The following is a 12,965-nucleotide window of genomic DNA, read 5'->3' as shown; positions in this document are numbered from 1 at the left end:
CCCGAGGAATGACAAGGAAATGGTCAAGGGGGCAAGGACGTCAAAAAACCGGCCGTGGCCGGGTTTGATATGACGCCTAACAGGGAAACTTGATCTCAAAAATCTTTATAAATAGTGTAAAGAAATAGTATATGATGGGTTCACAAACTGAACTGCCGTGCCAAGCCGGAGGGCGCCGATGGGTCGTTATATCAGGGAAACCAGAACGCCGAAGGAAAAACTCCAGGACACCGTCAACACTGCCATAGCCTTCGTACTGATGATCGTCGCGGCAGCCCTCGTCGTCCTCCTCGTGTTCCTGTTCTACGAAAACATGAAATAGCCATTGGCCATCATTTCAACCCGTTAGCGATATGGCCCCGAACAGACACTCCGCAATGCACCGGCCGCAGAGATCGCACCTCCGACGGTCTCCCATGACAGCGACCTTCCTCCCCTCGCCTGATTCCAGACTGATGAGCCGGTCCCTGCAGACCGAAACACAACGACCGCACCCCTTGCAGCGGTTCCCGTCAATGCATGGCGAAACATTTGCTTCGTCACGCCGCTCGAATCTCGCCACAAGATTGCCGTCAACAGTGACCGTTTCCGCGAACATCACCAGAGGACGAACCCAGAGGGAACCGTCGCCATACAGGCACCGGTAAACCACCACCTCCTCCTCGGTCTCACTGTGGCGAGCCACGCCGATTACCCTATATAAATTACCCTTGTAGTGCCGGTACAATCCCGGACCAATCTTATCATTCACACATTTCCCCTTGCGCCCCCTGCGCCACGCTCAGAAACATATACTTACCCAACCACCAACTACAACCAACTAGCACTCATCTCCCTCCTGCGCCATGACCGCCTCCACTGCCTGAGCAACGGCATCCATGCAGGTTCCCGGACCGCGATGGCACGATATGCCCCGAAGGTGCGACACCACCTCTTCCGGAGCCATGCCGGCACTGAGCCCGCAAGATATCATCCGCGTCATGCCATCCATGACAGCACTGCCACAGCCGCCCGCCTTGCCGAAACGGCAGAATATCTCCACCGGCAGGCAACTCGAAGGATCACAGTTCACCGTGACATAAAGTTTGCCGCAGTTGGTATCAAGGGCAAGGGTTTGGCCCGGCAGGGCCTGGGGTCGTTGCAATCGAGCATTCATAGAGGGCACCTTTCCCTACTCGGTGCATGCCAATCTACCATGGTGATGCGACATCATATGTCGCTCTTTCTTTCCAAACGGACGTCCCGACGGGGTCAAACTTCACATCCACGTTTCTGATCCCCTCAGACCGCCAGGCTGGAGAAATGACGAAGGAGCCTTTCTCCTCGTAGTCCAGGAGACTTCCGAAGGTAACCGAGAAATCTCCATAACGGTCATTCACGGAATCCATGCCCCCCCCTTGCCAACATCCTGCACCTCTCATGGTGAAAAAGCGGCAACTGCTCCCTCTGATGGCAAAGATTCGTGATTCTAACCCCCTGAAGCCGCACCGGCTGTTCCAGGACAAGGGTATCAAGGATCCGCACAGCCTCACGGTAAATTCCCCTGCTGTCATTGGTGGGCAGCGGCAGCGTCTGTTGCCGGTCGAAAGTGGTGAAGTCCGCGTATCGGACTGTCAGGTGGACAGTCTTCCCCGAAACGCCGTAACGACGTGCCCGCCGCCCCACCATCTCGGAAAGCTGGAGGAGATACCTGAGTATCTCGTGCCAGTCGAAGATGTCCCGGTCCAAGGTCGTACTGTGGCCGAACGCATTCTGGTCCACGTGGAGGATGGTTCGTTCATGTACAGATTCCTTAATGTCAGTCCAAAGGACGGCAGATTCCAACCGCCTTGCCGACGATGGCCACCTCTCCCTCCCCGTTGCGGACAATAATCGGCTCCATAGCAGTGTTTTCGGGCTGGAGACAGATATGATCCTCACCTCGATAGAAGCGCTTGAGGGTTGCCTCTCCATCGACCATTGCCACCACGATGTCCCGATTTTCGGACGTGGCTTGGGGCCGGACAAGGGCCAGGTCGCCGTCCATAATGGCGGCATTGGCCATGGAATCTCCCCGCACCCGGAGGAAGAAGGTTCCCCCTTTGACCAGAGAGCAGTCAAGCGCCAAGCGGTCTTCAATATCCTCAATGGACGGTTGCGGCAGTCCGGCACGGACTACTCCCGCAACGGGAATTGATGCAGTCTGGGCAGTTCTACCGGCGAGGATAATCCCCCGGGAGTTGCCGCTCTGCCGCCGAAGGTACCCCCTCTGCTCCAGGGCATCCAGATGTTTCATGACACCGAGCGTGCCGCTCACTTTCAGATGCCCGGCAGTTTCTCTGAGGGTCGGAGAATAGCCGTTTCGATCAACAAAACCAGCAATGTAATCGAGTACTTCCCGCTGGCGGGAGGTTATCGGCTGCATAAATCCGTTCCCTAAACGCCGGAATATTGGTTACCATTTGAAAACCTACCATCCCAAGATACCCCTGTCAAGCGACAGTTATCCACCTCACTCAACCTTATCGCCTGGCCCATCCTGCAGATGAATTGCTCTCAACACTCAGCACAGGCAAAAATAACTATTGACACGTAATTCCAATATGTTAACAACAATGCCTATTCATTGTGCAAGCCGAAAAAGTGCCGAATGATACTTAGGAAATCTGAGATATATCCACAGCAACAGGAGACTTATCCACACCTGCCGTGGAAAGCTCATTGGGGGGAGACTACAACGAAAAAAGCCCCTCATGCTGACACGAGAGGCTTTCCTGTTACTCTTGAAAAAGCGGGTTTACTTCTTTTTCTTGGCGCCGGCCACGGCGTCCTTGAGGGCCTTGCCGGGGCGGAACTTGGGAACCTTGGCGGCAGCAATCTTGATCTCTTTGCCGGTTTGGGGGTTGCGGCCGGTACGGGCCTTGCGGGTAGCGACCTCAAAGCTGCCGAAGCCAACCAATGTCACCTTGTCACCTTTTTTGAGAGCTGCAGTAACTGCTTCGATCACCCCGTTCACCGCCTTGTCAGCGGCAGCCTTGGTGAGTTCTGCGGATTTTGCTACGGCGTCCACGAGTTCTGCTTTGGTCATATAACCCTCCTGTTTATGGGATTCTGTGGCTACTATAGCGGCAACTATCCATTTTGCAAGGGTTTTTATAGAGGACAACGTTCAAGATCTTTTATCAGCTCAGGATTCAACCGGAGCACCAAACCTAACTAATCGAAATAACAACGTATTTGCATTTGCAAAGAAAAATGTATGCACATTTTACATAAACCGAAGAACGCACTGTTGACCATGCTGCTCCCTTCACCATCGGGAACTTCCGGCTTTTGGCTATCATGGTAAGGCCTGCACAGGTGTACCATATTCTATCTATTTTACGGTTGGTTACAGATGAGGGAAAAACCGGATATTTTTTTCTAAATAAAATCCGCAACCTGCCGATATGAAACAGTGAACAGACAAGCAAACGCGTAGCCGCGGACGTATAGGAAGGAGGAGTACATGAAAAAGGTGCTGATTGTAGATGACAGTATCTCAGTGGCCCGACAACTGGAGAAGATCCTCGCAGACAGCGGCGAGTTCCAAGTGGTTGGACACGGCAAAAACGGCATGGAAGCCATCCGGATGCACCAGACCGAACACCCTGACATCATCTGCATGGATATGAACATGCCGGGTATGGACGGACTGACTGCCCTCCGCACCCTCGTGGCCCTCGACAAAAACGTGAAGGTGGTCATGATTACCTCACTTGGAGGTGTCGGCGACAAGTTCACTGAAGCTCTGCGCCTCGGAGCCCGCACGGTTATCTCAAAGCCATTCGAAGCGGATAATATCCTGAAAATCCTCCGCGAGATTTAGGCACAGGCCGCCCACGGCCATCGTATGACACTACTCTTGTTTTCAGGGAGGACATTGATATGGCAGTCAAGTTTTTCGGACAGTTTCTCGTTGAAAAAGGGGTGGTCTCGAGGGAAATCCTCTTGCAGGCCATAGAGCTTCAGGAATCGGTGAATCTCAGCTTCGGAGCCACCTCCCTTGCCATGGGCATTCTCACGGAGGCAGACATCGAGAGGGTCCACAATGCGCAACGGATCGAAGACCTTCGGTTCGGGGATATGGCGGTAAAACTGGGGCTTCTGACCAGTGAGCAGATGATGCAGGTTCTGGCGCGACAGAAAAATACCCATCTCTACATCGGAGAAGCCCTCGTCAAGGTGGGTAGTTTTCAAGCCGATGAATTACCGAAATACCTGGAAGAATTCAAGGCCGATCAGGCCCAGTACGCCACTGATACCGTGGTTATACCGACCGGTGTCTCCGAACCGAAAATTTGGGAAATGGTGGCCGACCTCTCCTACAAGATGCTTACCCGCGTGGCGCTCCTTGTCTTCCGCCCCGAACCCTGCTTCGTGGCTGACCGGGTACCTGCAATGGATGTCTACGCCACCATGGATTTCACCGGTGATATTTCAGGTCGCTATTTCATGGGCGTTACTGCCGCCACTCAGAAAAAAATTGCCAAGGCGATTCTCAAGGAACCGAATGTCGACAACGAACCAAAGGAAATTCTCGACGACACGGTAATGGAATTCGTGAACGTGGCTTTGGGGAACATCGCCGCCAAGGCGGCCCAGAGTGGCAAGTCCATGGAAATAGCCCCACCCGAGATCATGGAAGCCCCCGATGGCATTCAGGTGCCTGACGGCCACAAGGCCCTCTGTTTCCCGGTCTGCCTGTCCGATGGAGACAGGATTGAGCTGGCGGTCTTCATACAACAGTAAGATTCACGACAGTCCAAACACAAAGAGGGGGAATGCAGCGTGGCATTCCCCCTCTTTGTGTAAGATGGTGTGGTAACGTTACTTCAGGCGGCTGGCATAGAGCGGAAAACGGCCCATAAGGGCGTTCACTTTCCCCTTTACCTCTGCAAGCTTTGCCTCGTTCCCCACATTTGCCAAGGCCTCGGCGATGAAAGCGGCAACTTCCACCATCTCCGCCTCTTTGAGTCCATGGCTTGTGGCAGCAGGAGTACCGATCCGGAAGCCGGAGGTAACAAAGGGCGAGCGCGTCTCAAAGGGGACGGTGTTCTTGTTGACCGTGATACCCGCTTTGTCGAGGGCCTCCTCGGCCACCTTGCCGGTCAACTCGGTGCCCGTCAGGTTAACAAGCATCAGGTGGTTGTCGGTACCTCCGGAGACAAGCCGGAAGCCGCGCTTCATGAGTTCGTCAGCAAGGGTCCGTGCATTCTTGACAATCTGCTCCTGATACAACTTGAATTCAGGCGCAAGAGCCTCTTTGAAGGCAACTGCCTTGGCCGCGATGACATGCATGAGAGGGCCGCCCTGAATACCGGGGAAAATATTGGAATTGAGGGTCTTGGCAAATTCCTCGCGGCAGAGGATCATCCCTCCGCGGGGTCCACGCAGGGTTTTGTGGGTTGTCGTGGTGACAAACTCGGCATAGGGAACCGGGCTTGGGTGAAGGCCGGCAGCAACGAGCCCCGCAATATGGGCCATGTCCACCATGACCAGCGCCCCCACTTTGTCGGCTATGGCCCTGAAGGCGGCAAAATTCAGAACACGTGGATAGGCACTGGCCCCCACGACGATCAGCTTCGGCTTATGCTCAAGGGCCAGACGCTCGACTTCGTTGAAGTCAATCGTCTCGGTTTCCTGGGAAACACCATAGGGAACCACGTTGAAGAACCGGCCCGAGAAGTTCACCGGGCTACCGTGGGTAAGGTGGCCGCCGTGTGAGAGATTCATGCCGAGAATGGTGTCGCCCGGCTTCAGCACCGAGAAATAAACCGCCATATTGGCTTGGGAGCCGGAGTGGGGCTGGACGTTCGCATGATCGGCACCAAACAGTTCTTTCGCCCGCTCAATTGCAAGGTTCTCCACCACATCCACATGATGGCAACCGCCATAGTATCGTTTGCCAGGGTACCCTTCAGCATATTTGTTGGTCAGAACCGACCCCTGGGCCTCCATCACTGCTTCGGAGACAAAGTTTTCGGACGCAATGAGCTCCAGATTGTACTCCTGGCGCTCGGTTTCATGACGGATGGCCTCGGCTACTGCCGGGTCAAAGGTTTCGAGGATCGACATAGTTGACTCCTTTCACGATTACAAAAAGGAAAACGGGACCATTGACAGTCCCGTAGTGTGTATCTTCCACAAGTCGGCCGGTTCGGCCGGACTACTTCATCAGTTCCTTTTCAAGGGCGGCTATCTTATCGAGCCTCCCCTGATGACGCCCCCCTTCAAAAGTGGCATCGAGCCAGTCACAAACCATTTCACGGGCCGTCGCCTCGTCGAGGACCCGCCCTCCAAGAACCAGTATATTGGCGTTATTGTGTTCCTTCGCCATACGAGCCATGAAGGGGTCAGTTGCCAAGGCAGCCCTTACATTGGGGAACTTGTTGGCAACGATCGACATCCCGATGCCGGTTCCGCAGAAAAGAATACCTTTCTCCGCTTCGCCTGCTGAAATCTTGCGGGCAACCTTAATGCCGAAGTCGGGATAATCGACCGAATTGCCGTTATCAGTACCACAATCCTCAACAGTAATGCCCCGCTCAGTCAGGAGAAGCTTAATTGCCTCCTTCAGTTCAAGGCCTCCATGATCGCTTCCGACGAGTATCACTGCATCACCTCGCTATATCTTCTTGAAGAGAAGCGAGGCATTGGTGCCGCCGAAACCGAAGTTGTTGCTCATGGCATAGGTGATCTTTGCATCCCGGGCAGTGTTGGGGACATAATCGAGATCGCACTCAGGATCCTGCTCCTGGTAGTTGATGGTCGGAGGGACAACACCCTTGTCCATCGCCATGAGACTGAATACCGCCTCGACACCGCCTGCTGCCCCGAGAAGGTGACCGGTCATCGATTTGGTGGAAGAGACCATGAGTTTCTTTGCGTGGTCTCCGAAGACCTTTTTGATGGCAAGCGTCTCATAGTAATCATTGAAATGAGTTGAAGTGCCATGAGCATTGATGTAGTCAACCTGATCCGCATTGATGCCGGCGTTGTTGAGCGCCATCTTGATGCAACGGGCGGCCCCCTCTCCTTCCGGGGCAGGCGCTGTCAGGTGATAGGCATCGCCCGAGAGGCCATAACCGACTACCTCGGCATAAATCTTCGCTCCGCGCTTCTTGGCAGACTCATACTCTTCAAGGATCACGATTCCGGCGCCTTCGGCGAGGACGAATCCGTCACGGCTCTTCTCGAAGGGGCGCGATGCCCCTTTCGGGTCGTCATTACGGGTAGAGAGGGCCTTCATCACGGCAAAACCACCTATGCCGAGAGGTGTCACCGTCGACTCGGTACCGCCGGCAATCATGGCATCCGCATCTCCCCGCTTGATCATGTGATAGGCATCACCGATTGAGTGGGTACCGGTCGCGCAGGCTGAGACTGACGAAAGGTTTGGTCCTTTTGCCCCGTACTTGATGGAAACATGACCCGGAGCCAGGTTGATAATGAGCATCGGAATAAAGAAAGGAGAAATCTTCTTGTAGCCCCCTTCCAGCATTGCCGCATGATATTTCTCAATGGTCGGCAGTCCGCCGAGACCAGCTCCGACAATCACCCCGACGCGTTCAGCGTTCTCATCGGTAATCTGAAGCCCCGAGTCCTCCATGGCAAACTGGGCAGCCGCAAGGGCATACTGAATAAAGAGGTCCATTTTCTTGACCTCTTTTTTTTCAATGAAATCCTCAGGAGTGAAATCCTTAACTTCGCCGGCAATCTTTACAGGAAGCTCAGAGGCGTCGAAACGGGTAATCAGATCGATTCCCGACCGTCCCGCGACGAGTGCATCCCAGTTCTTGCCATTGCCGGTCCCCAGGGGAGAAATGGCTCCGACTCCCGTCACAACAACTCTTCTCATAATGGCGTGCTCCCGATGTTCTGGAATCGTGCAGAGATAGCGGCAGTGCCGCTCTGTGTGAAAAGGGGGAAGGTTCCCCTTCCCCCTCGTGTTTAGGTATGCTCGGTGATGTAGTCGATGGCGTCCTGTACGCTTTGAATCTTCTCTGCGTCTTCGTCGGAGATTTCGATGTCGAACTCCTCCTCGAGGGCCATCACCAGTTCCACGGTATCAAGAGAATCGGCACCCAGATCGTCCATGAACGATGCCTCATTCGTTACCTGTGCCTCATCGACGCCAAGCTGTTCGGCAACGATCTCTTTAACCCTTTTGTCTATCGCTGACATTCTTTTTCACCTCCGTTTGGTATTAACCCTGTTCAGGTTTTCAGTTAGTTTTTCTAGCTACATATCATGAATCAATCAGATTGCAAAAGATAATTTTTTCACATGTACATGCCGCCATTTACTGAAAGGACATGCCCTGTTATGTAGTCCCCCATTGACGAGACAAGGAAAAAAACAGCATTTGCAACATCATCAGACGTGCCGAGACGCTCAAGAGGAATTTGTTGTAATAGCCCCTCGCGCACCTTGTCGGAAAGAACCGACGTCATATCCGTCTCAATGAATCCGGGTGTTACGGCATTGACCGTAATTCCCCGCTTGGCAAGCTCGCGGGCTGCCGATTTTGTAAGCCCGATCATGCCTGCCTTACTTGCGCAATAGTTGATCTGCCCTGCATTACCCATCTCGCCAACAACGGAACTGATATTGACAATACGACCGCTACGAGCCTTGGTCATGAGCTTTGCCGCCTCGCGGATGCAGTTGAAGGCTCCCTTGAGGTTCACATCGATAACCGCATCCCAATCGGCATCCTTCATTCTGAGGAGAAGACCGTCCTTCGTGATCCCCGCGTTGTTCACAAGGATATCGACCTTCCCAAAGGCTCCGACCGCCGATACGAACATGGCTTCCACTGCAGACGAGTCAGCAACATCTACGGCCAGAGGCAGAGCTTTGTGCCCGAGCGCTTCAATCTCTGCCGCAGTTTTCCGGGCGCTTTCCAGCGTCGTGGCCGTCACCACCACACTGGCCCTCTCCCTGGCGAGTTTGAGTGCGATGGCCCTGCCGATTCCCCTTGAGGCTCCCGTTACGATTGCAACCTTACCTTCAAGACTCATGATTCCCCTACTCCCCGATGGCCTTAATTCCTGCTGCGTCTTCAACATTCTTCGTGGCCACTCCTTTGTCAATCCTCTTGACCAGACCCGACAGAACCTTGCCCGGACCAACCTCCACGAACTCCGTAACACCAAGAGCCACCATTTCGCGTACCGAAGCATCCCAGAGAACCGGAGCACTCACCTGACGCACAAGAAGCTCTTTCACCCGTGCTTTGTCGTCATTGGGTGTAGCCTCCACGTTCGTCACCACGGGCGCACTGAATGCACCAACAGTAATTGGGGCAAGGACGCCGGCAAGCCTTTCACCGGCAGGCACCATGAGGCTCGAATGGAAGGGGGCACTTACAGGAAGGAGCATCGCTTTGCGGAACCCCTTGGCTTTGGCAATCTCTATGGCCCGATTGACGGCCCCCGTGTGGCCTGCAATGACAATCTGTCCAGGCGAATTGAAGTTGGCAGGGGAAACCTCTTCGCCTTGGGCAGCCTCAGCGCAGATAGCGGCAAGGACGTCGGGCTCGATACTCAACATGGCTGCCATGGCTCCAACGCCGACAGGCACAGCCTCCTGCATGAAGGTCCCGCGAGCACGAACCGTTCTAACCGCGTCTGCGAACTGAATGACGCCGGCAGCCACCAATGCGGAATACTCTCCAAGAGAGTGACCGGCAAAATACTGTGCACTCAAGCCGGTCTCCTCTTGAAGGACCCGCAGGGCAGCCACACTAACGGTGAGGATAGAGGGCTGTGTGTTGGCGGTGAGCTTCAATTGGTCTTCGGGGCCATCGAAACAGAGGCGAGACAAGTTGTCCCCAAGGGCGTCATCAGCCTCCTCGAATGTCTTCCGGGCTAGTGCGAAGTTATCCGCAAGATCCTTTCCCATGCCGGGATATTGCGAACCCTGGCCGGGGAATATGAATGCTCGTTTACTCATAGCTGTTCCTTTTGGGAGAGAGATTACCAGCGCAGCAGAACAGAGGCCCACGTGAGGCCACCGCCGAAGGCATCAAAGAGGACAATATCCCCCTCGTTTATCCGCCCACCACGGTTGGCTTCATCAAGCGCAAGCGGGATTGAAGCAGAAGAGGTGTTTCCAAATCGATCAAGATTAACGTAGACTTTGTCATCGCTTAAACCAAGACGCTTGCCGATGGCATCGATGATTCTACGATTAGCCTGGTGGGGTATAAAAATACTGATATCCGAGGGAGTGAGACCATTCTTTTCCAGTGCTTGCAGGGCAGCGTCTTCCATAGCCCGCACGGCAAGTTTGAACACCTCATTCCCCTGCATTCGGAGAAAGTTCTTCCTCTCATCCAGGGTCTTCTGAACAGCGGGGTTTCGATTGCCGCAACCGGGCTGATAAAGGAGTTCCCAATAGGAACCGTCGCTATGCAGGTGCGTTGAAAGAACTCCCTGTTCACTTTCGCATGCTTCAACCACTACGGCCCCGGAACCGTCACCGAAAAGAAGGCAGGTATTTCTGTCGGTCCAGTCAATAACTCGGCTCAGAACCTCGGCGCCGATGATGAGAGCTTTACTTGCCCCCCCAGACCGAATGGCATTGTCCGCCAACGAGAGTCCATAGAGAAACCCCGAACAGGCAGCGGAAACATCAAATGCAGCGGCCCTTTTCGCTCCGATATTGCTCTGAACTATGCATGCGGTAGATGGAAAGGGAAAATCTGGGGTGACGGTCGCAACAATGAGGAGATCAATTTCTTCAGCAGTAACACCAGCCATCTCGAGAGCCCGCTCAGCCGCACGGGTTGCGAAAGTTGAAGTATATTCGCCTTCAGCAGCGATGCGCCGCTCCCTGATGCCAGTCCTGGTGGTAATCCAGTCGTCGGTGGTGTCGACCATCTTTTCCAGGTCGAAATTAGTCCGTATCATCTCAGGCACGGCCGAACCTGTGCCGATAATTCTCGCTCTGGCCATTACCATGCCCCCTCAGCCGGCAACCGACTCCCGGACGTTGCCCTGCTGCATATACATGGTGAACTCAGTCTCCAACTTCTCTGCGAGCCGCTGATTCACTCCCTTTCTGACATAGTCATTGGCAAACACAATAGCGTTTTTTATTGCCTTGACGTTTGAGCCACCATGACAAATCATGGCAACCCCATTAATCCCCAGAAGAGGTGCGCCACCATATTCAGCGTAATCTACCTTTTTTTTGAAATTTGAAAATGCCTTGCGGGAAAACAGATAGCCAAGCTTGGAAAGGAAACTCTGCTTGATTTCGTCTTTGAGCATCTTCCCCACGGCTTCAGCAAGCCCTTCCGATAGCTTCAGGACGACGTTGCCAACAAATCCGTCGCAAACCACCACATCAACAACTCCATTAAAAATGTCACGGCCTTCCACATAACCAATGTAATCGAAGGAAATGTTTTTAAGGATGGAATTGGTTTCGCGGGTGAGTTCATTCCCCTTGCTATCCTCTTCGCCATTAGAAAGGAGCCCGACGCGGGGCTGTTCAACACCCATGACGTGACGAGCGTACACTTCACCCATTATGGCGAACTGAACAAGGTGTATCGGCTTGCAGTCAACATTACCGCCGACATCCAGAACAAGGGTCTTGCCACGCAATGTAGGAAATATTTGGGCTATTGCAGGCCGGTCTATCCCCTTGAGCCGCTTAAGGACAAACATGCCGGCCGCCATTGTAGCACCGGAATTGCCGGCACTCACAACAGCATCGGCAGCACCGGTCTTGAGAAGCTCAAAAGCAACACGTACTGACGAATCTTTCTTGCGGCGAACGGCGTCGGAGGCAGCATCGTGCATACCCACCACTTCGCTGGCATGGTGAAGTAGTATATCCAGTCCCTGGACGTTGTGCTTGCCCAATTCCTGACGTAACCGCTCCGTGTCACCGACAAGGGTGATGGGAATACCAAATTCCCGAGCGGCAACGACAGCCCCCTCAACCTCAACCGAAGGAGCGTTGTCGCCCCCCATTGCATCAACTGCTACTCTCATGATACCCCTGGACAATGATGAGTCAGGTTCAGACAAGGAGCTATTAAATCTCTTCGCTCTTGATGACTTCTTTGCCCTTGTAGGTACCGCAAGAGGAGCATGCGCGGTGGGGGAGCTTCGGCGCTTTGCACTGGGGGCAAACCGAAGCGGCCGGCGGAGTAAGGAAATCGTGTGCCCTTCTCATGTTTTTGCGGGATTTCGACGTTTTCTTCTTAGGTACTGCCATGATATTTCTCCTTTTACTTTTCTACCTTAAAATTCTTGAGCGCACTAAACTTGAGATTGAACGTAGTACGCTCACAACCACAATCACCTTCGTTAAGGTCAGCGCCACACGTGACGCAGAGCCCCTTACACCCCTCGCCACAGAGGGGCTTGAGCGGCAACTCCATGATGACCTGCTCAGCTATCTCCGGAGCGAAATCGATCTCGTCGCCTTCATAAAAAACCGAAATGAGATCCTCTTCAGCGAGCTCTATTTCATCCTCGTCAGAATCAATCAGACTACCTTCGGAGTAAAACATTGTAAAAGCTGAAGAAATATCCGCATCAAACGGCACGAGACACCGGGAACAGACAAAACGAATCTTAACCGTTACGCTCCCCTTGACCCGAATGTGCCCGTATTCTTTTGAAACCGCCAACTCCACCATGAGAGGAGAGAGGAATTCACTCTCACCCGTTGCTTGAAGTTCCGCCAGTGACGGAAATGCTTCGCTAGGCTCCTGAAAGGAGAGGATCTTTGGCTGTTCAGTTATGTCATCTACTCTGATTTTCATTAGCAATCGACCTATTACTAGAAGCCCATCAGTATAGAGAACTGCTACGCATTGTCAAGCGAAATGAGCCATAAAGAAAACCGCCCTTTCAGGCGGCCGTTGATTTCTCATACCCTATTATTGGTGCATTTGCAAGCAATTTGGCTCTGTCATT

At 53.5% G+C, this 12,965-nt stretch carries 19 protein-coding genes; 3 read left to right on the top strand and 16 right to left on the bottom strand.

What is annotated here, in order from left to right:
- Positions 1–178 precede the first annotated feature (178 nt).
- Positions 179–322: a hypothetical protein gene (locus KJB29_RS11490; RefSeq protein WP_215734694.1), complete on the top strand. Its 144-nt coding sequence runs from the start codon at positions 179–181 to the stop codon at positions 320–322.
- A 15-nt stretch (positions 323–337) separates the two neighbouring features.
- Here the strand turns inward: KJB29_RS11490 and KJB29_RS19845 are convergent, their stop codons facing one another.
- The 6 genes from KJB29_RS19845 to KJB29_RS11460 form a co-directional block, all read right to left on the bottom strand.
- Complete coding sequence (locus KJB29_RS19845) at positions 338–751, bottom strand: DUF1653 domain-containing protein (protein ID WP_215734693.1); 414 nt, start codon at positions 749–751, stop codon at positions 338–340.
- 69 nt (positions 752–820) lie between these two features.
- A complete protein-coding gene (locus tag KJB29_RS11480) occupies positions 821–1,156 on the bottom strand; it encodes a TSCPD domain-containing protein (protein WP_215734692.1) in 336 nt (111 codons plus the stop codon).
- 34 nt (positions 1,157–1,190) lie between these two features.
- Positions 1,191–1,388, bottom strand: coding sequence for a hypothetical protein (locus KJB29_RS19840; RefSeq protein WP_215734718.1), 198 nt, complete (start codon positions 1,386–1,388; stop codon positions 1,191–1,193).
- Positions 1,372–1,761, bottom strand: a complete 390-nt coding sequence (locus tag KJB29_RS11470) for a DinB/UmuC family translesion DNA polymerase (protein ID WP_215734717.1) — start codon at positions 1,759–1,761, stop codon at positions 1,372–1,374. The genes KJB29_RS19840 and KJB29_RS11470 overlap by 17 nt, the downstream gene beginning before the upstream one ends.
- Before the next feature lie 37 nt (positions 1,762–1,798).
- Positions 1,799–2,404: a transcriptional repressor LexA gene (gene lexA / locus KJB29_RS11465; RefSeq protein WP_215734691.1), complete on the bottom strand. Its 606-nt coding sequence runs from the start codon at positions 2,402–2,404 to the stop codon at positions 1,799–1,801.
- A 372-nt stretch (positions 2,405–2,776) separates the two neighbouring features.
- A complete protein-coding gene (locus KJB29_RS11460) occupies positions 2,777–3,067 on the bottom strand; it encodes an HU family DNA-binding protein (RefSeq protein WP_004511457.1) in 291 nt (96 codons plus the stop codon).
- A 420-nt stretch (positions 3,068–3,487) separates the two neighbouring features.
- Here KJB29_RS11460 and KJB29_RS11455 point away from each other — a divergent pair, with 420 nt between their 5' ends.
- Positions 3,488–3,847 carry a response regulator gene (locus KJB29_RS11455; protein WP_215734690.1) on the top strand — a complete coding sequence of 120 codons (360 nt, stop codon included), beginning with the start codon at positions 3,488–3,490 and terminating at the stop codon, positions 3,845–3,847.
- 59 nt (positions 3,848–3,906) lie between these two features.
- A complete protein-coding gene (locus KJB29_RS11450; RefSeq protein WP_215734689.1) occupies positions 3,907–4,770 on the top strand; it encodes a chemotaxis protein CheX in 864 nt (287 codons plus the stop codon).
- Positions 4,771–4,848: 78 nt separating this feature from the next.
- On the opposite strand, the gene glyA is transcribed toward KJB29_RS11450, so the two are convergent.
- The 10 genes from glyA to KJB29_RS11400 form a co-directional block, all read right to left on the bottom strand.
- Entirely contained in the window at positions 4,849–6,096 is a 1,248-nt protein-coding gene (gene glyA, locus KJB29_RS11445) for a serine hydroxymethyltransferase (protein WP_215734688.1), read from the bottom strand.
- 91 nt (positions 6,097–6,187) lie between these two features.
- Positions 6,188–6,634, bottom strand: coding sequence for a ribose 5-phosphate isomerase B (gene rpiB / locus KJB29_RS11440; protein WP_215734687.1), 447 nt, complete (start codon positions 6,632–6,634; stop codon positions 6,188–6,190).
- Positions 6,635–6,646: 12 nt separating this feature from the next.
- Positions 6,647–7,879: a beta-ketoacyl-ACP synthase II gene (gene fabF, locus KJB29_RS11435; protein ID WP_215734686.1), complete on the bottom strand. Its 1,233-nt coding sequence runs from the start codon at positions 7,877–7,879 to the stop codon at positions 6,647–6,649.
- A gap of 92 nt (positions 7,880–7,971) precedes the next feature.
- Positions 7,972–8,205, bottom strand: coding sequence for an acyl carrier protein (acpP, locus tag KJB29_RS11430; RefSeq protein ID WP_004511463.1), 234 nt, complete (start codon positions 8,203–8,205; stop codon positions 7,972–7,974).
- 98 nt (positions 8,206–8,303) lie between these two features.
- Positions 8,304–9,044 (bottom strand): 3-oxoacyl-[acyl-carrier-protein] reductase, encoded by a 741-nt coding sequence (gene fabG, locus KJB29_RS11425; RefSeq protein WP_215734685.1) that lies wholly within the window; start codon positions 9,042–9,044, stop codon positions 8,304–8,306.
- A 7-nt stretch (positions 9,045–9,051) separates the two neighbouring features.
- On the bottom strand, positions 9,052–9,978 hold the full coding sequence (gene fabD / locus KJB29_RS11420) for an ACP S-malonyltransferase (RefSeq protein WP_215734684.1): 927 nt from the start codon (positions 9,976–9,978) through the stop codon (positions 9,052–9,054).
- Between the two features lie 23 nt (positions 9,979–10,001).
- Positions 10,002–10,982 carry a beta-ketoacyl-ACP synthase III gene (locus tag KJB29_RS11415; RefSeq protein ID WP_215734683.1) on the bottom strand — a complete coding sequence of 327 codons (981 nt, stop codon included), beginning with the start codon at positions 10,980–10,982 and terminating at the stop codon, positions 10,002–10,004.
- Positions 10,983–10,994: 12 nt separating this feature from the next.
- Positions 10,995–12,032 carry a phosphate acyltransferase PlsX gene (plsX, locus tag KJB29_RS11410; protein ID WP_004511467.1) on the bottom strand — a complete coding sequence of 346 codons (1,038 nt, stop codon included), beginning with the start codon at positions 12,030–12,032 and terminating at the stop codon, positions 10,995–10,997.
- Positions 12,033–12,075: 43 nt separating this feature from the next.
- Positions 12,076–12,258: a 50S ribosomal protein L32 gene (rpmF, locus tag KJB29_RS11405; protein ID WP_004511468.1), complete on the bottom strand. Its 183-nt coding sequence runs from the start codon at positions 12,256–12,258 to the stop codon at positions 12,076–12,078.
- Between the two features lie 13 nt (positions 12,259–12,271).
- Positions 12,272–12,811 carry a YceD family protein gene (locus KJB29_RS11400; RefSeq protein WP_215734682.1) on the bottom strand — a complete coding sequence of 180 codons (540 nt, stop codon included), beginning with the start codon at positions 12,809–12,811 and terminating at the stop codon, positions 12,272–12,274.
- Positions 12,812–12,965: the final 154 nt, after the last annotated feature.

It is taken from the genome of Geobacter grbiciae, assembly GCF_018531165.1.
GTDB lineage: Bacteria > Desulfobacterota > Desulfuromonadia > Geobacterales > Geobacteraceae > Geobacter > Geobacter metallireducens.
Note: the sequence above shows the minus strand (reverse complement) of the source record. Positions and strands in the feature narration are given on the sequence as shown.

Bases quoted from the DNA above. Each gene is read 5' to 3' on its own strand.
- lexA (WP_215734691.1), bottom strand. From the start codon at position 2,404: ATGCAGCCGATAACCTCCCGCCAGCGGGAAGTACTCGATTACATTGCT.
- KJB29_RS11400 (WP_215734682.1), bottom strand. From the start codon at position 12,811: ATGAAAATCAGAGTAGATGACATAACTGAACAGCCAAAGATCCTCTCC.
- plsX (WP_004511467.1), bottom strand. From the start codon at position 12,032: ATGAGAGTAGCAGTTGATGCAATGGGGGGCGACAACGCTCCTTCGGTT.
- KJB29_RS19840 (WP_215734718.1), bottom strand. From the start codon at position 1,388: ATGGATTCCGTGAATGACCGTTATGGAGATTTCTCGGTTACCTTCGGA.
- KJB29_RS11450 (WP_215734689.1), top strand. From the start codon at position 3,907: ATGGCAGTCAAGTTTTTCGGACAGTTTCTCGTTGAAAAAGGGGTGGTC.
- glyA (WP_215734688.1), bottom strand. From the start codon at position 6,096: ATGTCGATCCTCGAAACCTTTGACCCGGCAGTAGCCGAGGCCATCCGT.
- KJB29_RS11455 (WP_215734690.1), top strand. From the start codon at position 3,488: ATGAAAAAGGTGCTGATTGTAGATGACAGTATCTCAGTGGCCCGACAA.
- acpP (WP_004511463.1), bottom strand. From the start codon at position 8,205: ATGTCAGCGATAGACAAAAGGGTTAAAGAGATCGTTGCCGAACAGCTT.
- KJB29_RS11415 (WP_215734683.1), bottom strand. From the start codon at position 10,982: ATGGCCAGAGCGAGAATTATCGGCACAGGTTCGGCCGTGCCTGAGATG.
- rpmF (WP_004511468.1), bottom strand. From the start codon at position 12,258: ATGGCAGTACCTAAGAAGAAAACGTCGAAATCCCGCAAAAACATGAGA.
- fabG (WP_215734685.1), bottom strand. From the start codon at position 9,044: ATGAGTCTTGAAGGTAAGGTTGCAATCGTAACGGGAGCCTCAAGGGGA.
- fabD (WP_215734684.1), bottom strand. From the start codon at position 9,978: ATGAGTAAACGAGCATTCATATTCCCCGGCCAGGGTTCGCAATATCCC.
- KJB29_RS11460 (WP_004511457.1), bottom strand. From the start codon at position 3,067: ATGACCAAAGCAGAACTCGTGGACGCCGTAGCAAAATCCGCAGAACTC.
- KJB29_RS11480 (WP_215734692.1), bottom strand. From the start codon at position 1,156: ATGAATGCTCGATTGCAACGACCCCAGGCCCTGCCGGGCCAAACCCTT.
- KJB29_RS11490 (WP_215734694.1), top strand. From the start codon at position 179: ATGGGTCGTTATATCAGGGAAACCAGAACGCCGAAGGAAAAACTCCAG.
- fabF (WP_215734686.1), bottom strand. From the start codon at position 7,879: ATGAGAAGAGTTGTTGTGACGGGAGTCGGAGCCATTTCTCCCCTGGGG.